Source organism: Ensifer sp. GW821-FHT05G01 (genome assembly GCF_059419585.1).
In genome coordinates, this window is sequence record NZ_JBWKSC010000001.1 from 1,057,463 (window position 1) to 1,077,497 (window position 20,035).

Genomic DNA, 20,035 nt, shown 5'->3' on the forward strand with positions numbered 1-20,035 from the left:
GAGCGAAGCTCACGAATTCAAGAGTGTGCAGTTGAAAGGCAGCTTGATGGGCCGACGAATTAGAAAGCTTGTCTCGGGCATCGTGTTTCTGGGCCTCGTCGGCGGTGCGGCTTTCTGGTGGTTGACGAAGCCGGCGCCCTGGCCTGCGGATCATTGGGAAGGTTTGGGTGAACCGGATCTGGCCAATGGCGAGCAGATCTTCTGGGCTGGCGGCTGTGTAAGCTGTCATGCCAAGCCGGGCAGTGAGGGCGACGCGAAGTTCGTTCTTGCCGGTGGCGCGCCGCTGAAGAGCCCGTTCGGCACTTTTCACGCGCCCAACATCTCGCCGGACGAAACGGCAGGGATTGGCTCATGGACGCTTGCCGAATTCGGCAATGCGATGACGCGCGGCGTCGGGAGAAATGGCGAGCACCTCTATCCGTCGTTCCCCTATGCCTCCTATGCGCGGATGACGCCGAAGGACATCAATGATCTCTGGGGCTACATGAAGACGCTGCCCAAGGCGAGCGATGTCGCGCCTGGTCACGAGCTGCCGTTCCCCTTTAACATCCGGCTGGCGCTCGGCGGCTGGAAGCTGCTGTTCCTGACCGACACGCCGCGCGTCGCCATCGATGGCGCCGATCCGAAGCTGGCGCGCGGCCAGTATCTGGTCGAAGGGCCGGGCCATTGCGGCGAGTGTCATACGCCGCGAAACGCGCTTGGCGGCCTGGAGCCGGCGCAGTGGCTCGCTGGCGCGCCGAACCCGGAAGGCGAGGGACGCATCCCCAACATCACGCCCGGCTCGAAGAGCATCGGCGGATGGAGTGCCTCTGACATCGCCTCCTATCTCGAAACGGGTTTCACGCCGGAATTCGATTCCGTCGGCGGCTCCATGGTCGAAGTCCAGAAGAATATGGCGAAGTTGATCGCCGCCGATCGCGAGGCGATCGCCGCCTACCTCAAGGCCATTCCTGCCCTATGAAGGGCAGGGAGGACCCGCTTGATTCCAGGCCGCCAGCGCGCTCTAACTCTTCCCGGAACGAGGAGGAGATCGGCGATGCGCACCCATGAGACCTTGCCCTACGACCAATGGATCGAGCGCAGCCCCGAGGAGATGGCGGTGCGGGCGTCGCAGTTCTACGAGGACGTCAACCGTCGTCGCACCACGCGCTACTTCAGCGAACGGCCGGTGCCACGCGGCGTGATCGAGACCTGTCTGCTGGCGGCAGGCACCGCCCCAAGCGGCGCGAACCACCAGCCCTGGCATTTCACGGTCATCGAAAGCGCTGACATCAAGAGGAAGGTGCGCGAAGCGGCCGAAGAGGAGGAGCGCGTCTTTTACCAGCAGAAGGCGCCGCAGGAATGGCTCGATGCGCTGGCGCCGCTCGGTACCGATGAGGAAAAGCCGTTTTTGGAGACGGCACCCTATCTCATTGCCATCTTCTCGCAGAAACGCGGCGGTCCCAATCCGGGCGACATGAAGAAGAACTACTACGTCAACGAAAGCGTCGGTATCGCCACCGGTATCCTGATCACTGCCCTGCACCACGCGGGCCTCGCGACATTGACCCACACGCCGGCACCGATGAACTTCCTCAACGACATCTGCGGTAGGCCGGAGAGTGAGAAGCCGTTCCTGATCCTGGTGGTCGGTTATCCCGCGCCCGATGCGACCGTGCCGGTCGCAGGCAAGGTGAAAAAGCCGCTTGAGCAGATTTCGACTTGGCTTTGATGGCCGGGCCGCTCAGGCGGCTGTCGTCACGGCCGCATGCTCGTGGCCATGCAGTGCCGCATAGCCGTCGAGTTCGGGTGAGCCTAGGCCGAGCGCGCGAAAGATTTCGACTGCGAAGGTGACGGGTGCGGTGCCGGCCGCGGTGACGACGCGGTCGCTGCTGCATGCCTGCGGCTGATCGCGATAACGGCCGTGGCCGTGATAGCCACGGAGCGAGGCAAGACTGTCCGCACTGTTACCAGTGTGGTCAATGGCGTCGAGAATTCCGCTCGAAGCCAGTGCATCGACGCCGCCGCAGATTGCCGCAACCAACCGCTTCTCCCGGTGAAACGAGCGGATCGTCCCGCCGAGATCGGGAGCGTCGGCGGTACCCCAGATCGCGCCGCCGCAGATCACCAGGCCGTCGAAGCCCGCGGGGTCGAGCGCGTCGATCGACAGATGGGCGGAGACATCGAGGCCGCCCATCGACATCACCGGCGCGCCATCAGGGGTGGCGACTTCGATATCGACCCCAAGGTGCGCGCGCGCCGTCGCCATCAACAGCGCGCATTCCCAGTCCGCAAAGCCTTCATGCAGCACGATTGCAAGCCGCATCGTCTCGTCCTCAGCCAAGTTTCTGCATATAGCGCATGCCCGTCACCGGACGAGGCACGAAGCGTTCGGATTCGTAGAAGTGATGCGCCTTGAAATTCCCGGTGGCGGCGCTGACCGACAGGTAATCACAACCGGCCATCTTCGCCTGCTCACGGGCTTTGGCGACGAGGTGGCGGCCGATGCCGGTGCCGCGATTGTCGGAGCGCACGAAGAGATGATGCAGTTCCATGCCGCGCGCGCCTTCCGCTGCCCGGTAGACCGGCACGAGGATGGCGTAGCCGATCAGCCGGTTGCCGGCTTCGGCGACAAGCGCCGTGATCCAGGGGCTGCGGCCGAAGAGGTCGCGCTCGAGCTGCTCGGGCGTGATCGGGGCGGCGTCGCCATGATGGGCGGCGAGCTCGGCGATCATTTCGCGCAGTTCCGGAAGGTCGCGCTGCTTGGCACAACGGATCGTCACCATCGGCGGGCGCGTCGATGGCAGCGGATGGAGAGAGGGGATGGCGGTCTGTAGCATTGTCGGCTCCTCATGGTTCTCTTGCCATCAGGTGCCGTGAAAAACAAAAGCCGCCTGATGGCGGCCTTGTTGAATATGATCAGCAGGCCGCTCCTATGGGAACAGCCAAAAATACACGCGGCAGATGGGTGCGCTCTTGATCATGTGCTTAGATTGTCCGTTTCCGAGCGTTTGTCAACGGGGATTCTTGCGCTCGGTTGGGGACAGGTCAGGAGGCCGATGTTCGAAGTCGCCCTTAGTCAGCTGTCCCGAGCCGAAGTTCAGTGATCGGTCCCGCACATCGAATGATCGGCAAGCGCACGGATGACGTAGCAGTCGCCGATCGTGTGGTCGCCGTTGCAGGCGACGATGCGTTCGAGTTCACGCTCCAGCTTCTGCAGTTGCGCAATCTTTTCGCGAACGGTGACCAGATGTTCCTTGGCGATACGGTCGGCTTCGCCGCAGGGGCGCTCCGGGTGCTGACTCAATGCCAGCAGATCGCGGATCGATTCAATCGACAGCCCGAGATCACGCGCATGGCGGATGAAGGCGAGGCGTTCGAGTTCGCGCTTCTCGTAGCGCCGCTGGTTGCCCTCCGAGCGTTCCGGCGCCGCGATCAGCCCCATCTGCTCGTAGTAACGGATCGTTGGGATTTTTACGCCGGTGCGGCGGGAGAGATCGCCGATCGAATACATGCTCGTGCTCCAAACCTATAGCTTCTGGAGCATTAGATAATCGCTCTGCAATTTCCGTCAATGGGGCAGGAAAGGCCGGTTAGGCCTCTCCCTTTGGTCGTCCGTTCAACGTGCGAGGAAGGACAGCAGCGTCTCGTCGAAGAGATCGCTCTCTTCCAGTTGCGGCGTATGGCTGCTCTTCTCGAACATGCGGATCGTCAGGTCTGCAAAATCCCCGCGATAGGCGTCCCAGGTCCCGGCCGGTGCAACGAGATAGTCGAAATGCCCGAGTGCCAGGAGCACCGGCATGGTAAGCCGGTCGAGCCCTTTGCGGATATCGATGTCGCGAAATACCTCGCCCCAGAGATGGTCGAAGACGGGATTGTTAACGGTGACATCACGCCATAGCGGTGCCGAGTCGAAGTCGGGCGAGTGCCAGCTCTTGGCGCCGAGCCGGATCAGCAGCGACTTGAACCGCTCCTCGGGGCGCGCGGCGATATCGGCACCGAGCGCAGCCATCTCGCGTTCGAACACTGCCTTGCGTTCCGGCGCTACGAGTTCTTCCCATCGTCGATCCGCGAGCGCCATGTGCCCAGCGGAATGGCTCGGTCCGGTGCCGACCATGATCACATGGCTGACGCGCTGCGGATGGCGCTTGGCATATTCGAGCGCCATGTAGCCATGGCCGGAGTGGCCGAGGATGGCGAAACGATCGAGGCCGAAATGCTGGCGCATGCGTTCGATATCGTCGAGCACCGTTTCGAGGCCAATATCATCGGGAGAATAGGCCGCGTGTACCGGCGCGAAGCCGCGGTGATCGATGTAATGGAGCTTCATCCGCCGGCGCAGATGCTGTGAGAATGTCCGGGGATAGTAGACGGTGCTGCCGACGATCAGCAGCGGCGTACCGTCTCCCTCTATGCGATAACCGAGCTCGAAAGGACCGGCGCGCAGGCGACCGGTTTTTGGCAGGGATGGATGGGTCGTCGTCATGGATAGGATCCTGCAATGGGCCGGAGAACGATGGTTCAACAGTTGGCGTTCTCATCGGCTTTCAAGAAAAGCGTCCACGCCAAATGAAGCCGCAAAGCGACCTTGGCGTCGGTGGTTTTTCATGCCGGTGAGCGTCGCTAACGGATCAGGCGCACGGATCGGTATCCCTGTTTTAAAGCGGCTTCATACCAGCCAGTACGGTCGAGCCGCAAGCGCCGACCTTGAGGCATTCCGACCGTCAGCCGCATTCGAAGACGGTGGCACAAGGACGCCACAATCGGCGCCTAGCGATCTGCGCAGCATTCGACTCAGCTCAGCGTCGGGCCGAATGCTTATTGTTCAACAGTCAGTTAGAGCGTCGGCATGCGTGCGCGGCGCACGACGGAGAAACACGTGTCGCTACTCATCAATCGTCGCCAACTGCTCGTCGGCTCCGCGCTGATCTACCCGGCCATCGCCTTCGGCTCGCCCGCAAAGGCCGCCGCTGCCGCCGGTAATGATGTCGATGCGCAGCTTTCCGAACTCGAAAAGCGCACCGGCGGCCGGCTCGGCGTTTCCGTCCTCGACATGGAAACCGACATATCCTTTGGCCGCCGCGAGGATGAGCGTTTCGCCATGTGCTCGAGCTTCAAGACGCTGGCCGCCGGCTTCATTCTGGCCCGCGCGGATCAGGGCGCCGAAAAGCTCGATCGGCGTATCGTCGTTGCGCAGAAGGACATCATCGCCCATTCGCCGGTGACTGAGAAACATATCGGCGGCGAGGGCATGACGATCGCAGACCTCTGTGCCGCAACGATGACGACGAGCGACAACGCGGCGGCGAACCTCTTGCTAGAAAGCTTCGGCGGTCCGCAGGCACTGACCGCCTGGCTGCGCACGATCGGCGACGAAACCACGCGCCTCGACCGCAATGAACCGACCTTGAACGAAGCCAGGAAAGACGATCCGCGCGACACGACGACGCCGGCCGCGATGCTGGAAACGCTTGGGCTTCTCGCCTTCGGGCCGGCGCTCACCGAACCGTCGCGCAAGCTGCTGATCGAGTGGATGGTTGCCAACACCACCGGCGACCAGCGCATCCGTGCCGGCCTGCCGAAGGGCTGGAGAGTTGGCGACAAGACAGGAACGAACTCCACGGGCTCGGCGTCCGACATCGCCATCGTCTGGCCGGAGGGCCGGGGGCCGTTGCTGGTCGCGGTCTATATCGCAGAGGCGACGGCGCCGCTTGCCGAGCTGAACGCCGTCTTTGCCGATGTCGGCCGGATGGCCGCGGAGATGGTTTAGCCGGCGGTCGCCAGGTCGGCATTGGCCGCAGCGGTCTCCGTCGCGCGCCACTTCTTCAGCCGGATGACCTGGTCATCGACGCCAATGACGCTCTTGCGGTGGGTGATGGCGATCACCGTCACCTGGCCGCAGACTTCGCGGATATGCGCCATGATATCGCGCTCGGTTGCCTCGTCGAGCGCCGAACTGGCTTCGTCCAGAAACAGGAATTCGGGGTCGTCGTAGAGTGCGCGGGCAATCGCGATGCGCTGGCGCTCGCCGCCCGAAAGCTTGAGGCCACGTTCGCCGACCGACGTGTCGAAGCCCGCGGGCAAAGCCTCGATGAAATCGAGGATGGCGGCCTTGCGGGCGGCGGCGACAAGGCGGTCATGATCCTGCGGTCGGCCGAGCGCAATGTTGGTGGCAAGGCTTTCGTTGAGCATCACGATGTCCTGCGGCACAACGCCAACCTTTGCGAACCAGTCGGCGCGAGAAATGTCAGCCAGATCCTGACCGTCCACGTCGATCCGACCCTTGGTGGGATCAATCGATTTCAAGACCAGCTTGAACGCCGTCGACTTTCCCGCGCCGGTCGGGCCGACCAGATAAGTGATGCGCCCCCGTTCCGCCTGGAAGCTCAGTGCTTCGACGCCACGGCTCTCGCCGTAGGAAAAACCGACGCCGTCGAACGTCAGGCGCCCCTCGGTTGGCGCAAATTTTTTGGAATGTCGGGCATTGGTTTCGTCTTCCGCATGCCACATGGCTGCAAAGGGGCCGAAACGCGCCTTGGATTCCATCAGCGTGCTGACAGCCCGTCCGATCATCTCGAAGGGAGAGTTCAGTTGAAGCAGCAGCATGTTGAAAAGAACGAGGTCGCCGGTTGAAAGCTCTCCTGTCTCGAGACGTGGAACGAGAAGAACGAAGGTAACGCCAAGCTGCAGGCCCAACGCGGCTGCGGACGCAGCACCGCCGAGCGCTTCGGTGCCGAAGAAACGGCGCCATCCGTCACGCGAGATTGCTTCCTTTTCGACGAAACGGGCGTTCATCCACCGCTCGCTGCGGAAGTGCCGCAATGTTTCCATCGCGTTGATGGCGTTGCCGGTAAACTTGGCATTTTCTTGCGAAGCTTTCATCGCAGTTTCGATGTGGCGTGCGGCGACCTTGGAGGTGTAAAAGCGCAGGCCGATGAAGATGCAGCCATAAAACAGCGCCACAAGGATGAGCTCGTTGCTGATCGTCGCACCGAGCATGACCAGCGTCACGCCAATCTGCAGTGTTCCAGGAATGAAGCCGCCGAGAAGCGTGGTCGAGATATTGTTGAGCGCGCGTTCGCCGCCAGTGCCTGCCTGCTGGATCTGCGCGGGATTGTGCTCGACGAAGAAAGCCCCGGTCTTCGTCAGCAGCCGATCGAAAAAGGCGGTCCGGACGATGAAGCCGAGCGCTTGGCCCTGGCTCGCCGCGAGATACATGAGGCTATTCTGCATCGCCGTCGAAAGCGCCATGACCAGAGCATAGAGCAGGAAGCCGCCGATGACGGAAACGGAAGGGTCGTTCAGCCTGTCGATCTGTCTGGAGAAGAGATACGGACCAGCGACAAAGCTCAGGGAGGTCAGGACCGTGATCGCGACGAGCAACAGGATCGAGAGCCACTCCGTCCGCCAGTAGCGAGCAAAAATAACCGCCATCGGTTCGCCCGCAAGGCGCCAATCGTCACGCATATCCCTGTTCTCCTGTGAATCGGCAGGGCGACATATGTCGCGTGCCGGGGGTGCCGATTCAAGGAAAAGTTGAGAATTGTAGGCAAGTTTATTTTAGGCTGCAGGGCTTCCGTCGGCGATATCGGATGCGGTATCATTGCGCTGCTGGTCGATGCCCATCGCGCGCTCGACCGCCTTGCGGATTTCGTCCTCGATCGCTTCGCGCTGCTTCGGGTCCATCGCCTTGAGTTCGTCTTCGGTGATGCCGTGCGCCTCAAGGATCTGGGCGCGAATCTGCTCCGCGAAGCTCATCTTGGCGCGTTTCAGGAACTCATCGCCGACTGATTCGCCTGAGGCCGTCTGTTCGCCGGTTCCGATCGAAGGCTTGGCTTCCTCTTCCCGGGTCGCGCTGATCCAGAAGGCGTTGGACAGCGAGGCTGAACTGGAAGCCGGCGCAATGGTCGGCGGCAGTCTTGGTCGGGCATCGGTGCTGCCATTTTCTTCGAGTGGTGCGGCCGGTCCCGATTGGGCGCGGCGCTGCGAGAAGTAGTAGTTCGAGATGCTGTTGTCGATTTTCATGGGAATCCCCCGGAATCTTATGTCCGGGGGAAGCTGCTTCCGGTGGCTTGTGTGGAGCTTGCCAATACAACCCAATAGCGAGAATTAGGGGTGCCTGCTCGCGCTCTAGGGCAGGGTATAGGCGATGACGTAGTCTCCAGGCTTGGTGCCCACCGAGCCGTGGCCGCCGGCGACGATCAGCACATATTGCTTGTCGCCGACCGCATAGCTCATCGGCGTCGACTGACCGCCGGCAGGAAGACGTGCTTCCCAGAGCTGCTTGCCCGTCGTCAGGTCATAGGCGCGCAGATAATCGTCCACCGCGGCGCCGAGGAAGGCGACGCCGCCCTTGGTGATCATCGGTCCGCCGATGCCGGGAACGCCGACCTTGAAGGGCAGCGGCAAGGGCGTCATGTCCTCGACGGTGCCGTTCTTGTGCTTGTAGGCGATCTTGCCGGTCCTGAGATCGGCACCCGCGACGTAACCCCACGGTGGTGCCTGGCAGGGGATACCAAGCGGGCCGAGGAACGGCCCCATGAACACGCCATAGGGCGCGCCGTCGTTGCGGTTGAGGCCCTGCTCGGATCCTTTTTCGTCCTGGCCCTTCGGCGGGATCTGGTCGCGCGGAACGAGGCGCGAGGTGAAGGCGAGGTAGGTCGGCATGCCGAACATCACCTGCCGTTCCGGATCAACCGCGACCGAGCCCCAGTTGAACGTGCCGAAATTGCCGGGATAGACCAGCGTCCCTTCCAGCGAAGGCGGCGTATAGCGCCCCTCGTATTTCAGCGAGCGGAACGAGATGCGGCAGGCGAGCTGATCGAACATCGTCACGCCCCACATGTTCCGCTCCTGCAGAGGTGCCGGCATGAAGGTGAGGCCTGAGACGGGCTGGGTCGGCGCAGTGAAATCTTCCGGGATCGCGCCTTTTGGTGCCGGGACTTCCTCCAACGGGATGATCGGCTCACCGCTCCTGCGATCGAGCACGTAGATATCGCCCTGTTTCGTAGGTCCTACGAGCGCCGGCACGACCGTGCCGTCGTCCTTGGTGATGTCCATCAGCGCTGGTTGCGCTGGCACATCCATATCCCAGAGGTCGTGGTGCACGGTCTGGCGCACCCAGCGCACCGCGCCGGAATTGATGTCGAGCGCGACGATCGAGGAAGAATACTTCTCCACATGTTCGCTGCGGCCCATGCCGAGTTGATCCGGCACCTGGTTGCCCATCGGGATATAGACGAGGCCGAGACCCTCGTCGTAGCTGGACACCGACCAGCTGTTGGGCGAGTTGGTGCTGTAGGTCTGCCCCTCAGGCAGCGGCGTCGTCACGTCAGGGTTGCCGCTGTCCCAGTTCCAGATGAGGGCGCCGGTGTTGATGTCGAAGGCGCGGATGACGCCGGATTGTTCCTGGGTAGAATAGTTGTCGTTGACGGCGCCGCCGATGATCAGTTTGCCGGCGACGGCGACCGGCGGCGAGGTCGAATAGTAATAGCCGGCCGGATTGTACTTCATGCCCTTTTCGAGGTGCAGGACGCCGTTGTCGGCAAAGCTCGTGCACACGGTGCCGGTTGCCGCATCGAGCGCGATCAACCGCGCATCGGAGGTCGGCAGGTAGACCCGTTCGGCGCAGACGCTGCCGGCAGTTGCGGCCGGGTCGGCCCAATAGGTGACGCCGCGGCAGGTCTGGTGCTGCCGGTCCGGGTTCATGCCGGAGTTGCTGTCATACTTCCATTTCTCCTCGCCGGTCGCCGCATCGAGCGCGATCGCCCAATTGTGCGGCGTGCAGGCATAAAGCGTGTCCTTCACCTTGATCGGCGTCACCTGATAGGTGGTCTCGCCCACGTCCTCGGGGCGTTTGACGTCTCCCGTCTGATACTGCCAGGCAACCTTGAGGCTTGCGACGTTTTCGGGAGTGATCTGATCGAGCGGCGCATAACGCTGGCCGAACGGCGTGCGTCCGTACTGATGCCATTCGCCTGAGGGGACGTTGCCGCCGAGCGGTGGATCGGCCGTGACCACATCGCTCGGCAGATCGCCGCGGATGTCGTGCGGATCCTGGGTCATCGAGTACCCGGCAATGCCGATCGACACGAGGACGGCGAGCGCCAGCGGCCACGCGCCGGCGGCATAGCGTTCGCCGGTCGGGCTCTCGAAGCCGAGCGGGCGCCGGATCGCCGGCAGCATCAGCCACAGGCCGAGCAGGACGATAATGCCGCCACGTGGTCCGAGCTGCCACCAGTCGAACCCGACTTCCCAGACGGCCCAGGCGAGTGAGCCGAGGATGACCAGGGCATAAAGCCAGATAGCGGCGGCGTTGCGCTTGAAGAGAAGAATGGCCGTCAGCAGGAAGCCGATACCGGCGATGAGATAATAGGGACTGCCGCCAAGCATCAGGAGTTCGATTCCGCCACCGCCGAGCGCGATACCGATCAGGGCGAAGACGAGGGCCGTCAGAATAAGCATGGTGGGAACTCCCGAATTGAAGAACGGCGCCGTTGCACGGCTTTTTCGTTGGGGCGGCCCGGATGAACGGCCACGCGGGAAAAATCGGTTTCGGGGTCGGCGGTCGCGAGGCAGACCGCGGCCGTCAGATCGGGCTTGGGCCAGTCTCGCGACGGCCCGCCCTCTAGCACCTAACGCGCCGGACTTGCCTTTCAATAGCCGCAATTTCGCAGCGCAAAAATTTAAGGTGTCCGCAATGAAGTTGCGCGCCGGGGAGCTGAGCGATGCTCCTCGGCGTGCCGGGCACGGCCGCCTCGGCAGTCGCATGACAGGCCAAGGCCTGGCGCGCAGGCGAGACGTCTGTCGAAGACAGCGAGTGTGGACTGTCTAGGCGAGGCGAAGGCGCAGCGGTTTGGTGTTTTCCCGCCGCAGCACGCCCTTGGCCTCAAGGTCGAGCTGGACCGCCTTCAGCCACCACCCGGCCTTCTCGCCGCCAGGAAAGAGATCGTCGGGCAGCAAAGGCAGCAGCATCTGCTTTGCTTCCGCAACCGTGAGGGGCGCGTCAGAGCGGGATAGCGCGGTGAGCAGCGCGTCCTTCATCGCATCATATTTGACCTTGTCGACACGGGTGACGTGTCCGGGCGAAACGATATTCTGGATCTCGATCTTTTCACGTTCCGTGGCCATCAAGCGCTCCCTTCACATAGTCGATGTCAGGTGACCGGAACGCCATTGCGGCCCAGGCGCCGATGAGCTTCAGCATGAACTTTCCGGAATGCCCGGCGTAGCTGGGCAGGTCGTCGGCGATGGCGACACCTGGCCGGCGGTCCCGTGTCATCACCCGCATCTGCACCGATGGCCGCGCCCCTTCTTCGAGCCGATTTCGATAAAGCGTCAGCCAATGACCACCGGTAAACTCGAGGAACATCGGTGTGTTGCAGCACGTTGCGACAACGCGTCGGGTCTTTGACGTTGGTGCCAGTCGATGTTCATGCAGCTGATCGGCGCCACGAACGCAGTTTATCCGGTCCTTGCGGAAGAGAACGAAATCCGTGGAACCATCGCCGTTGAGCACCGGCGAGGCGCCGGGCAGTGCCGCGAAGATTTCGCCTGCCGTCCGGCAGCTTTGGCAATAACAAGCGGCTGTCACGATCGGGCTGCCGACAGCGCGCATGTGCACCTGCCCGCACTCGCATCGCGCATTCAAAGTCCGGTTTTCGCTCCTGCTCACCCGCAATCTCCGTCTTCAAACTCAAATCAAACTGTACCGTCCAGTTTGATTTGTCAATGCGGTCGTGCTAACCGGGACCGCAGGCCCCTGTGAGAGATCGTGACTGAAAATGACGAACCCGGTCGAGACGCGAACGACAAGGAAGCGCCAGTCCATCCTGGCTGCCGCTACCGAGCTTTTCCTGCAGCGCGGTTTCCTTGCGACCAACATGGACGAGGTGGCGGCGATCGCAAGTGTGTCGAAGCAGACCGTCTACACCCATTTCGGCACCAAGGAAGCGCTGTTCCTCGAGATCGTCACCGGCATGACGGGCGAGGCCGGCGATGAACTGGAAGGGCAGGTAGCTGACCCCGTTGATGGGCGCCCGATCGAAGACTTTCTGCTGGAGTTTGCCGAACAGCAGCTGGCGATCGTCATGACGCCGCGGCTGATGCAGTTGCGGCGCCTGGTGATCGGCGAGGCCGAACGCTTTCCGGAGCTCGGCAAGAGGTTGCACGCAAAGGGGCCGGGCCGGTCAATCGGCCGGCTCACGAAAGCCTTTGCCCACTACAGCGAGAGCGGCGACGTCGAGGCGGAGGACCAGCGCGCCGCCGCATCCTTCTTCAACTGGTTGGTGATGGGCGAGCCCGTCAACGACGCCATGCTGCTCGGTGATCGGGCCATTCCTGATGCCGATGCTCTTCGCAGCCATGCAAGGGAAAGCGTGCGGATTTTCCTCGCTGCCTATGGCCGAAGGCCATAGGCGCGGACCATGACCTGTAAGCGTTGCGCGCCTGTCGATTTGTCCTCACGTACCGCAAAAGGTCTGCTGTACTTCTTCCTCTGGCTGCGGCGGATCGGCATAGGCTGCAAAACGGGGCTGGTCCTCATAGGGTTTTGACGTCACGTCGACCAGCGCTTCGAACAGCGAGAAGTCGGCGTCTTCCGTCGCCGCGACGATCGCCTGTTCGATCCGGTGGTTGCGCGGGATATAGGCCGGGTTCACTGCCCTCATCGCCGTCGCGCGGTCGTCGGCGGCCCCCGGCTCCCGCTCAAGGCGCTTGCGCCAGTCGGCGAGCCAGGATGTCACGGCGACAGGGTTGGTGAACAGGGAGGCGAGGGCTACGTCCGCACTGGGATCGGCAGCACACTCGCAAAGCCTGCGGAAGGTGAGGGTGAAATCGGCTTCACCCTGATGCATGGCGCTCAGCAGCCCCTGCACGAGATCAAGGTCGCCTTCCTCATCGCCGACAAGCCCGATCTTGTGACGCATGCCGTCGAGCCAGTGTCGCTGGAAGATCGCGCCGTATTCGCCAAGAGCGTCGTTGGCGAGGTCAACCGCTGTCGCTGCCACCGGATCGAACAGCGGCACCAGCGTCTCGGCAAGCCTGGTCAGGTTCCACTGGCCGATCGCCGGTTGGCTGGCATAGGCGTAGCGCCCGAACTGATCGATCGAGGAAAACACCTTCTTCGGATCATAGGCATCCATGAAGGCGCAGGGGCCGAAGTCGATGGTCTCGCCCGAGATCGTCATGTTGTCGGTGTTCATCACACCGTGGATGAAGCCGACATGCAGCCAGCGGGCAATCAGGGCCGCCTGCCGCGCGACCACGGCCTTGAAGAAGGCGAGATAGGGGCGTTCTTCGTTCTTGATCTCCGGATAGTGGCGGTCGATCGCGTAGTCGGCCAGCGCCTGCACAGAAGCCATGTCACCGCGCGCCGCGAAAAACTGGAAGGTGCCGACCCGGATGTGGCTTGCCGCCACCCGGGTGAAAACGGCACCGGGCAGGATCTGCTCGCGATAGACCGGTTGGCCGGTCACCACGGCAGCAAGCGCCCGTGTCGCCGGGATGCCGAGCGCGAACATCGCTTCGCTGACGATGTATTCGCGCAGCACCGGGCCAAGCGCCGCCCGCCCGTCGCCGCGGCGCGAGAAAGGGGTCTGTCCCGGTCCCTTCAACTGGATATCGCGCCTTTGCCCGCTCCGATCGATGACTTCGCCGAGAAGGATCGCGCGGCCGTCGCCCAACTGCGGCACGAAGGTGCCAAACTGATGGCCGGCATAGGCCATCGCAAGCGGCGCAGCACCGGCAGGCACGCTATTGCCGGAAAAGATCTGGGCGCCGTCGCGCTCGAGAGTGGCGACGTCGAGGCCGAGTTCTTCGGCAAGCGGTCGGTTGAGCTTGATCAGCCAGGGCTCGGCAACCGGCGTCGGATCGACACGGGCGAAGAACTGCGGCGGCAGTCGCGCAAAACTGTTGTCGAAACGGAAACCGTCGGTTTCGGCGGTCGGCGAAGGCGGCACGTAGTTCATGGTTCAACGGTCAGCGGCTCCTGCCGGGACATTCCGGCCACCGCCCTTTCGGACCAAAGTCTACACGAGCCATCTCAATTTCGCGAGGGTTGGCTGACAAGGCGGCGCCCTCCCGCGAGAGGTCTTTCGCGGGAGGGCCGGGAGGGCGAGTGCCGTCTTCGTGTCAGGCGCTCAGCGCCGTCGGCGAAAGGCAGGCCTCGCAAATCGCCGCGATATGGCGATGGTCGGTGCCGCAGCAGCCACCGAGGATGCGCAGTCGCGGCAAACGATCACTCAGCATCCGATAGCGCTGCCCGAGTTCAACAGGATCGCCCGCATCGAGCGTCTCACTTTCGTCGAGCTCGCTGTGGCTTTTCGCCGACGCGTTGGCGCGGATGCCGCCGATCCTGTGCACCCAGGCGCTGTCGGTATCGAGGCTGGCCTCGAAATGATCCGGATGGGCGCAGTTGATCATGTAGTATTGCGGAAACCGGCCGGTTGCCGCGTCGACGATCTCGATCGCGTGTTTGAGCGTGCGGCCGTTCGGCAGGCGCCCGTCTGTCTCAACCGTGAACGAGATGGCGCAGGGCATGCCGTGGCTCTGCGCCGAGCGGGCGATGCCGATCGCCTCGTCGATATTGGTAATCGTGTAGGCCGAGATCATGTCGGCATCGCTGACGGCAAAGGCAGCGACCTGTGCGGCATGATAGTCCTCGGCTTCGTCGGGGCTCATCCGGCCTGCCCTGTAGCCGTCGCCGCGCGGCCCGATCGCGCCGCTGAGCACGATCGGTGCCTGCGGCCGCTCGTATTCGGCGCGCAGTTCCGTCAGCAGATAGACGGCATCCTGGTTCAGTTCGGCCAGCGCTCCGGCATCATAGCCAAGCTTGGAGCCCCAGTCGGCACTCGCCCGCCACGTCGCCGTGTCGAGGACAAAGCCGGTGCCGTGGTGTTGCGCGATGTCGAGATACCGCGTGTAGTAGTTCAGCAGCCGCCGTCGTCCCTCGGACGTCGACAGCAGAACGAAGGAGGCAAAGTGCGGAAGCGCGACGCCTTCGTGAAAGATGAGCGTCGTTTCCATGCCGCCGTCGCTGAGAAAGGTTCCACCCTTCATGAGCGGCAGGCTGCGTCGGTATTTGGCCATGTCGGTCTCCACCCGTTTTGGTCTCGTTGGATCCCGGCGGAGCGCTCCCATTCCCGCAAGGATGGTTAAATTTCTGCCTTTTTATCATCTTCTAAACTAGGCGACTTGCGGTATACTATTGCTAATATACGTAAATATCTCAGTAAAATCATTATGTTGCTGGTAGAGTTTTGCTGCGGCATTGCTCGCTGGTCGTGGGTTCGTTGGCGAAAACTGTACCGACGGTAGGGAAGCGGCTAATGCGAAAGGGTGAGGAAACCCGTGCCAAGATCCTCGACGCAGCCGAAATCTCGGTGTTGGCGAAGGGCTTTGGCGCGACCTCGATCGATGAACTGATCGCCGAAACCGGCATCACCAAGAGTGGCTTCTTCTATCATTTTCGCGACAAGAACGAGCTGGCGAAGGCGCTGCTCGAACGCTACGTCGAGAACGACGAGCGGATTTACGACGAGATCTTCAGCCGGGCGCGCGAGCTTGTCGATGATCCGCTTCAGGCGTTTCTGCTCGGCCTCAAGCTCCTGTCGGAGCTGCTCTCCGATCTTCCGAACGGTCACCCCGGCTGCCTGGTCGCGGTAATCTGCAGCCACGAGCGAGCCTTCGACCGCGATATCCAGGAGATCAACCGGCAGGCAGCCTTGATGTGGCGCCGGCGTTTCGGCGCGATGTTCCGCGACATCATGCAGGTCTACCGGCCACGCGAGCCACTGGATGTCGACCAGCTTGCCGACATGGTCTCGACGGTGATCGAGGGCGGAATCATCCTGTCAAAGGCGTTGAAGGAGCCGAAGAACCTGCCCGCTCAACTGCTGGTCTTCCGCACCTTCATCCGGCTGCTGTTCCAGCCGGCAGCCTCCTGAGCATCAAGCCTCGTCAGCTTCCATCGCGTGCGCCAGTTCGGCGAGCTTGCGGACGGTGTTGAGGTTGCGCGCCGTACCCGTTTTGAGCGCCGGCAGCTTCATCTTCGACGGGCCGGAACCATTGGGATAGTGCACGTAGATCTCGTGTCCTGCGACTACGACCTCTTCGCCGTCGGGCGCAACGAGCTTGTCGAGTGCATCCGCCGGTGCTGCATTCGGCAGGAACACCACATGCAGGAGGTTGGTCTTGGCATCGGGGAAGGGAGAGGCGTCGGCAATCGCCCGCAACTGCCGGGCATCCCGGATGACAACGCCGGGCGCCTTGCCGAGTTTTTCGCCAAGGACCGCGCCGAGCTTTACCGCCGCCTCCGGCGCCGGCAAGTCAGAGCGGAACAGCACGTTTCCGCTCTGGATGTAGGTCTTCACGTCGCTAAAGCCGAGCGCCTCGCAGATCGCCCTGAGATCGGCCATCGCCAGCTTGCCGGTCCCGCCGACATTGATGGCGCGAAGAAGGGCGACGTGAACGGGCATCGGCCTCTCCTTAGCCTTGCATCTTGCCGGCGACCTTGATGGCGAAGGCATATTCGAAGGCGATCTCTTCCAGGCGCTGGAAGCGGCCGGAGGCGCCGCCGTGGCCGGCGTCCATGTTGGTTTTCATCAGGATCGGCGCGGTGCCGGTCGTCTTTTCGCGCAGGCGTGCCACCCACTTCGCCGGTTCCCAATAGGTCACGCGTGGGTCGGTGAGCCCGCCAAGCGCCAGGATCGCCGGGTAGGGTTTTGCCTCGACATTGTCGTAGGGCGAGTAGCCGGCGATGATGTCGTAGAACTCGCGGCTGTCGATCGGGTTGCCCCATTCCGGCCATTCCGGCGGCGTCAGCGGCAGCGTGTCGTCGAGCATGGTGTTGAGCACGTCAACGAAGGGAACGGCTGCGATGATGCCGGTGAATTTCTCCGGCGCCATGTTGGCGATCGCGCCCATCAGCATGCCGCCAGCCGAGCCGCCTTCAGCGACGATGTTCGCGTAGGAGGTGAACTTCTCCTGATTCAGATAGTCAGCGGCGGCGATGAAGTCCTTGAAGGTGTTGGTCTTCTTGGCCATCTTGCCGTCTTCGTACCAGGAAAAGCCCCGGTCCTTGCCGCCACGGATATGGGCGATGGCATAGACGAAGCCACGGTCTGCCAGCGACAGGCAATTGGTGTTGAAGCCGGCGGGAATGGTGATGCCATAGGCGCCGTAGCCATAGAGCAGGCACGGTGCCGAGCCGTCGAGCGGGGTATCCTTGCGATAAAGCAGCGTGACGGGAACCTTGGTTCCGTCCCAGGAGGGCGCGAAGACACGGCGGGTGACGTAGTCGTCGGGATTGTGTCCCGACGGTACTTCCTGGGTCTTCAAGAGCGTGCGCTCACGCGTCGCCATGTCGTAGTCGAAGAGCTGCGACGGCGTCGTCATCGACGAGTAGGAAAAGCGGATGACGTCGGTGTCGTATTCGGCAGCACCCGAAAGCCCGAGCGAATAGGCCTCTTCGGCAAAGGCGATCGCGTGCTCCTCGCCGGTCTTGCGGTCGCGGATGACGATTTCCGGAAGGCCTTCCCGGCGCTGCAACCAGACGAGATGGCGCGCATAGGCCATGTGGTTGAGGATCAGCGTGCCCGGCTTGTGCGGTACGAGCTCTCGCCAGTTCTCCTTGCCCGGCGCATCGACCGGCGCTTCCATGATCTTGAAATCCTTGGCGCCATCGGCGTTTGTCAGGATGTAGAAGACATCGCCGCCTTCGGTCATCTCATATTCGAGCCCGACCACGCGTTCCGCGACGAGCTTCGGTTCGGCCGTCAGGTCCTTGGTCGAAAGCAGCCGGTACTCGCTGGTCTCGTGATCGTGGATGTCGATGTAGATGACGTCGTCGAGGAGAGAGCCGCCGACCGACATGAAGAAGCCCGGGTCCTTCTCCTCGTAGACCAGCCGGTCGTCCGCCTGGGGGCTGCCGATCACGTGGTGGAAGATCTTCGACGGGCGGTGGTTGTCATCGAGTACGGTGTAGAAGAAGCTCTTACCGTCCGGTGCCCAGGCGCCACCGCCGCCGGTGTTCTCGATCACGTCGGCAAGATCCTCGCCCGTCGAGAGGTCACGCACCTTCAGCGTGAAGTATTCCGATCCCTTGTCGTCGTAGCCCCAAAGGCCGCGGCCGTGGTCGGACGAGTGGTCGAGGCCGGCAAGGCGGAAATAGGCCTTGCCTTCCGCTTCCTTGTCGCCGTCGAGCAGGACCTGCCGGATCGTCTCGTCCTTGCTGTCGCCGTCGCGCGGAATGCGGAAATAGCGTGGCTGCTCACCGCCGGTCACATAGAGGCTGCCATAGGCGAAGGGACCGTCCTTTACCGGGATCGAGCTATCGTCTTCCTTGATGCGGCCGCGCATCTCGGCAAACAGCGTCTTCTGCAGCGCCTTGGTGTCGTCCATCGCCGCATTCATGTAAGCGTTTTCCGCCTCCAGATGCGTCCGGATTTCCGGATTGAGGATCGAGGGATCCTTGAACATCGCCTGCCAGTTGTCGTCCCGCAGCCAGGCGTAGTCGTCGGTGCGGGTTATGCCGTGGCGCGTGTCGGTCACCGGCTTTTTCGCGGCGACGGGAGCTTCGGGCAGGTTCTTGAAAACGGACAAGGCATGTCTCCGGGATTTATGCGGCGGGAGACACTGAGATAGAGAGCACGGCTGCGCCGATCAAGCGGAAAGGTTTTTGACGTTTGGCGGTGCCTTCTCCCCGGAAGGGAGTGGGGAGAAGGCGGGGTAGTCTTTCGGTTGACGCTCGTGGAGCGGCTAGCCTTTTGCTTTCAATTGCTTTCGGTATTCATCGACCGGCAGGCCGCCGACGCCCCAGTCTTCGAAGGCCACCTCGTCGATGACGACGAAGGTGGTGGCCGGGCTCTTGTCGAGCACGGTGACGAGCAGGTCGGTGACACCCTTGATGAGGGCTGCCTTCTGTTCCGGGGTTGCACCTTCGCGGGTGATCTTGATGTTCACATAGGGCATTGCTGGTTCCTCAGGCTGGTTGTCGAATGTCGTAATGAAAGACCTTGGCGATGATCTGCCAACGCCCGTCGACGAAGATCAAGGACAGGAAGTCGGTAAACGCCTTCTCGCCAATGGCACATTGCACCTTGGCAAAAGCCGTTACGGGTCCGGCAAACTCGATCGAGACGATCCTGTCGGCACGCTGTTCGCCGCGGCTTGCCGGCGAGGGGCGCTTGTCGACGATAGGGAAATACCTGTCCATGTCGAGTTCGAGCAGTTCTCCCTCGGTCGCCGTGGCGTAGTGGGCTTTCGGGTGAAAGACCTCGCGCAGGATTGCCGTGTCGCTGAAATAGAGCCCGTCGAAATAACGTCCGAGCACATCGATGACGGCGGCAAAGCGTGGATCGTTGTGGGTGCCGCTCATGCCGCGATCAGTCCTTCCGCCTTCATGGCCGCCTGCACCGCCGGGCGCTGGCCGACGCGTTGCATATAGGCCGTCAGCTGGGGCCAGGGCTCAAGCGAAATTCCGGTGACGCTGGTCCAGTTGACGACGGTGAAGAGATAGGCGTCGGCAACGGAAAAGGTGTCGCCGAGCAGATGGGCGCGACCGTCGGACAGCAGGGCTTCGACGTTGCCGAGCCGTTTGCCGACCTGCGCTGCGGCAGCTTCCTTGGCGTCGGCGCTCGCCGTCTTGCTGAACAGCGGCGAGAACGCCTTGTGCAGTTCGGAAGCGATGAAGTTCAGCTGCTCCTGCAGGCGGGTGCGTTCCAGCGTGCCGTTGGCGGGTGCCAGTCCTGCCTTCGGAAAGCGATCGGCAATATACTGCACGACGGCTGCACCCTCGGTGACGACATCGCCGGTCTCGATCACCAGCGCCGGCACATAGCCCTTGGGGTTGATCGCCTTGAAATCGGCGCCGCTTTCGGTGAGGTGGGTGACAGTGTCGACCTTGACGATCTCGAACTCGACGCCGGCTTCGCGCAGGCTGATATGGGGGGAGAGCGAGCAGGCGCCGGGGGCATAATAAAGCTTCATGGCCAAATTCCTTTTGCAATTGGGTCTCTGTCGAAGACGGCGGAACCTAAACCGATGCGATAACTTTTGT

The 20,035-nt window shown here is 62.5% G+C and carries 21 protein-coding genes; 5 read left to right on the plus strand and 16 right to left on the minus strand.

The features are described from left to right. The first annotated feature begins 46 nt into the window (after nt 1–46). Both AC07UR_RS05130 and AC07UR_RS05135 read left to right on the plus strand, forming a co-directional pair. Nucleotides 47–961, plus strand: a complete 915-nt coding sequence (locus tag AC07UR_RS05130) for a cytochrome c (protein WP_209787101.1) — start codon at nt 47–49, stop codon at nt 959–961. A 75-nt stretch (nt 962–1,036) separates the two neighbouring features. Further along, nucleotides 1,037–1,711, plus strand: a complete 675-nt coding sequence (locus AC07UR_RS05135) for a nitroreductase family protein (RefSeq protein ID WP_209787100.1) — start codon at nt 1,037–1,039, stop codon at nt 1,709–1,711. Between the two features lie 12 nt (nt 1,712–1,723). Here AC07UR_RS05135 and AC07UR_RS05140 read toward each other — a convergent pair whose 3' ends face one another. The 4 genes from AC07UR_RS05140 to AC07UR_RS05155 all read right to left on the minus strand — a co-directional run bounded on the left by AC07UR_RS05140 (nt 1,724) and on the right by AC07UR_RS05155 (nt 4,465). After that, a complete protein-coding gene (locus AC07UR_RS05140; RefSeq protein WP_412728329.1) occupies nt 1,724–2,248 on the minus strand; it encodes a DJ-1/PfpI family protein in 525 nt (174 codons plus the stop codon). Nucleotides 2,249–2,315: 67 nt separating this feature from the next. Beyond that, a complete protein-coding gene (locus tag AC07UR_RS05145; protein ID WP_173419327.1) occupies nt 2,316–2,819 on the minus strand; it encodes a GNAT family N-acetyltransferase in 504 nt (167 codons plus the stop codon). Between the two features lie 260 nt (nt 2,820–3,079). After that, a complete protein-coding gene (locus AC07UR_RS05150; RefSeq protein ID WP_173419328.1) occupies nt 3,080–3,493 on the minus strand; it encodes a MerR family transcriptional regulator in 414 nt (137 codons plus the stop codon). A gap of 105 nt (nt 3,494–3,598) precedes the next feature. Continuing rightward, nucleotides 3,599–4,465, minus strand: a complete 867-nt coding sequence (locus AC07UR_RS05155; protein WP_209787099.1) for an alpha/beta fold hydrolase — start codon at nt 4,463–4,465, stop codon at nt 3,599–3,601. 393 nt (nt 4,466–4,858) lie between these two features. On the opposite strand from AC07UR_RS05155, the gene bla reads away from it, so the two are divergent. Continuing rightward, nucleotides 4,859–5,749, plus strand: coding sequence for a class A beta-lactamase (bla, locus tag AC07UR_RS05160; protein ID WP_209787097.1), 891 nt, complete (start codon nt 4,859–4,861; stop codon nt 5,747–5,749). On the opposite strand, the gene AC07UR_RS05165 is transcribed toward bla, so the two are convergent. The 5 genes from AC07UR_RS05165 to AC07UR_RS05185 all read right to left on the minus strand — a co-directional run bounded on the left by AC07UR_RS05165 (nt 5,746) and on the right by AC07UR_RS05185 (nt 11,653). Then, nucleotides 5,746–7,446, minus strand: a complete 1,701-nt coding sequence (locus tag AC07UR_RS05165) for an ABC transporter ATP-binding protein (protein WP_234941596.1) — start codon at nt 7,444–7,446, stop codon at nt 5,746–5,748. The genes bla and AC07UR_RS05165 overlap by 4 nt on opposite strands. A 93-nt stretch (nt 7,447–7,539) precedes the next feature. Continuing rightward, entirely contained in the window at nt 7,540–8,004 is a 465-nt protein-coding gene (locus AC07UR_RS05170) for a hypothetical protein (RefSeq protein ID WP_209787095.1), read from the minus strand. A gap of 105 nt (nt 8,005–8,109) precedes the next feature. Further along, entirely contained in the window at nt 8,110–10,443 is a 2,334-nt protein-coding gene (locus AC07UR_RS05175; protein WP_209787093.1) for a glucose/quinate/shikimate family membrane-bound PQQ-dependent dehydrogenase, read from the minus strand. A 366-nt stretch (nt 10,444–10,809) separates the two neighbouring features. After that, entirely contained in the window at nt 10,810–11,109 is a 300-nt protein-coding gene (locus AC07UR_RS05180) for a DUF6958 family protein (protein ID WP_209787091.1), read from the minus strand. Further along, nucleotides 11,093–11,653: a GFA family protein gene (locus tag AC07UR_RS05185; protein WP_459553703.1), complete on the minus strand. Its 561-nt coding sequence runs from the start codon at nt 11,651–11,653 to the stop codon at nt 11,093–11,095. Before AC07UR_RS05185 ends, AC07UR_RS05180 begins: the two co-directional genes overlap by 17 nt. 109 nt (nt 11,654–11,762) lie before the next feature. On the opposite strand from AC07UR_RS05185, the gene AC07UR_RS05190 reads away from it, so the two are divergent. Continuing rightward, entirely contained in the window at nt 11,763–12,395 is a 633-nt protein-coding gene (locus AC07UR_RS05190; protein WP_173419334.1) for a TetR/AcrR family transcriptional regulator, read from the plus strand. Between the two features lie 45 nt (nt 12,396–12,440). On the opposite strand, the gene AC07UR_RS05195 is transcribed toward AC07UR_RS05190, so the two are convergent. Both AC07UR_RS05195 and AC07UR_RS05200 read right to left on the minus strand, forming a co-directional pair. Beyond that, a complete protein-coding gene (locus AC07UR_RS05195) occupies nt 12,441–13,946 on the minus strand; it encodes a protein adenylyltransferase SelO (protein ID WP_209787087.1) in 1,506 nt (501 codons plus the stop codon). 163 nt (nt 13,947–14,109) lie between these two features. Further along, nucleotides 14,110–15,066: a homocysteine S-methyltransferase family protein gene (locus AC07UR_RS05200; protein ID WP_173419336.1), complete on the minus strand. Its 957-nt coding sequence runs from the start codon at nt 15,064–15,066 to the stop codon at nt 14,110–14,112. A gap of 239 nt (nt 15,067–15,305) precedes the next feature. Here AC07UR_RS05200 and AC07UR_RS05205 point away from each other — a divergent pair, with 239 nt between their 5' ends. Beyond that, nucleotides 15,306–15,923: a TetR/AcrR family transcriptional regulator gene (locus AC07UR_RS05205; RefSeq protein WP_209787085.1), complete on the plus strand. Its 618-nt coding sequence runs from the start codon at nt 15,306–15,308 to the stop codon at nt 15,921–15,923. A gap of 3 nt (nt 15,924–15,926) precedes the next feature. On the opposite strand, the gene AC07UR_RS05210 is transcribed toward AC07UR_RS05205, so the two are convergent. The 5 genes from AC07UR_RS05210 to gstA form a co-directional block, all read right to left on the minus strand. Beyond that, complete coding sequence (locus AC07UR_RS05210; protein ID WP_209787083.1) at nt 15,927–16,454, minus strand: DUF1697 domain-containing protein; 528 nt, start codon at nt 16,452–16,454, stop codon at nt 15,927–15,929. Nucleotides 16,455–16,464: 10 nt separating this feature from the next. Next, nucleotides 16,465–18,579, minus strand: a complete 2,115-nt coding sequence (locus AC07UR_RS05215) for a S9 family peptidase (RefSeq protein WP_209787081.1) — start codon at nt 18,577–18,579, stop codon at nt 16,465–16,467. 156 nt (nt 18,580–18,735) lie between these two features. Continuing rightward, nucleotides 18,736–18,948 carry a tautomerase family protein gene (locus AC07UR_RS05220; RefSeq protein WP_173419339.1) on the minus strand — a complete coding sequence of 71 codons (213 nt, stop codon included), beginning with the start codon at nt 18,946–18,948 and terminating at the stop codon, nt 18,736–18,738. A 10-nt stretch (nt 18,949–18,958) separates the two neighbouring features. Beyond that, nucleotides 18,959–19,354 (minus strand): nuclear transport factor 2 family protein, encoded by a 396-nt coding sequence (locus tag AC07UR_RS05225; RefSeq protein ID WP_173419340.1) that lies wholly within the window; start codon nt 19,352–19,354, stop codon nt 18,959–18,961. Continuing rightward, entirely contained in the window at nt 19,351–19,965 is a 615-nt protein-coding gene (gene gstA, locus AC07UR_RS05230) for a glutathione transferase GstA (RefSeq protein ID WP_209787079.1), read from the minus strand. The genes AC07UR_RS05225 and gstA overlap by 4 nt, the downstream gene beginning before the upstream one ends. Nucleotides 19,966–20,035 lie beyond the last annotated feature (70 nt).

Excerpts from the sequence above, each read along its gene's own strand:
- AC07UR_RS05130 (WP_209787101.1), top strand. The coding sequence starts at position 47 with ATGGGCCGACGAATTAGAAAGCTTGTCTCGGGCATCGTGTTTCTGGGC.
- AC07UR_RS05135 (WP_209787100.1), top strand. The coding sequence starts at position 1,037 with ATGCGCACCCATGAGACCTTGCCCTACGACCAATGGATCGAGCGCAGC.
- AC07UR_RS05140 (WP_412728329.1), bottom strand. The coding sequence starts at position 2,248 with ATGGCGACGGCGCGCGCGCACCTTGGGGTCGATATCGAAGTCGCCACC.
- AC07UR_RS05145 (WP_173419327.1), bottom strand. The coding sequence starts at position 2,819 with ATGCTACAGACCGCCATCCCCTCTCTCCATCCGCTGCCATCGACGCGC.
- AC07UR_RS05150 (WP_173419328.1), bottom strand. The coding sequence starts at position 3,493 with ATGTATTCGATCGGCGATCTCTCCCGCCGCACCGGCGTAAAAATCCCA.
- AC07UR_RS05155 (WP_209787099.1), bottom strand. The coding sequence starts at position 4,465 with ATGACGACGACCCATCCATCCCTGCCAAAAACCGGTCGCCTGCGCGCC.
- AC07UR_RS05165 (WP_234941596.1), bottom strand. The coding sequence starts at position 7,446 with ATGCGTGACGATTGGCGCCTTGCGGGCGAACCGATGGCGGTTATTTTT.
- AC07UR_RS05170 (WP_209787095.1), bottom strand. The coding sequence starts at position 8,004 with ATGAAAATCGACAACAGCATCTCGAACTACTACTTCTCGCAGCGCCGC.
- AC07UR_RS05175 (WP_209787093.1), bottom strand. The coding sequence starts at position 10,443 with ATGCTTATTCTGACGGCCCTCGTCTTCGCCCTGATCGGTATCGCGCTC.
- AC07UR_RS05180 (WP_209787091.1), bottom strand. The coding sequence starts at position 11,109 with ATGGCCACGGAACGTGAAAAGATCGAGATCCAGAATATCGTTTCGCCC.
- AC07UR_RS05190 (WP_173419334.1), top strand. The coding sequence starts at position 11,763 with ATGACGAACCCGGTCGAGACGCGAACGACAAGGAAGCGCCAGTCCATC.
- AC07UR_RS05195 (WP_209787087.1), bottom strand. The coding sequence starts at position 13,946 with ATGAACTACGTGCCGCCTTCGCCGACCGCCGAAACCGACGGTTTCCGT.
- AC07UR_RS05200 (WP_173419336.1), bottom strand. The coding sequence starts at position 15,066 with ATGGCCAAATACCGACGCAGCCTGCCGCTCATGAAGGGTGGAACCTTT.
- AC07UR_RS05205 (WP_209787085.1), top strand. The coding sequence starts at position 15,306 with ATGCGAAAGGGTGAGGAAACCCGTGCCAAGATCCTCGACGCAGCCGAA.
- AC07UR_RS05210 (WP_209787083.1), bottom strand. The coding sequence starts at position 16,454 with ATGCCCGTTCACGTCGCCCTTCTTCGCGCCATCAATGTCGGCGGGACC.
- AC07UR_RS05220 (WP_173419339.1), bottom strand. The coding sequence starts at position 18,948 with ATGCCCTATGTGAACATCAAGATCACCCGCGAAGGTGCAACCCCGGAA.
- AC07UR_RS05225 (WP_173419340.1), bottom strand. The coding sequence starts at position 19,354 with ATGAGCGGCACCCACAACGATCCACGCTTTGCCGCCGTCATCGATGTG.
- gstA (WP_209787079.1), bottom strand. The coding sequence starts at position 19,965 with ATGAAGCTTTATTATGCCCCCGGCGCCTGCTCGCTCTCCCCCCATATC.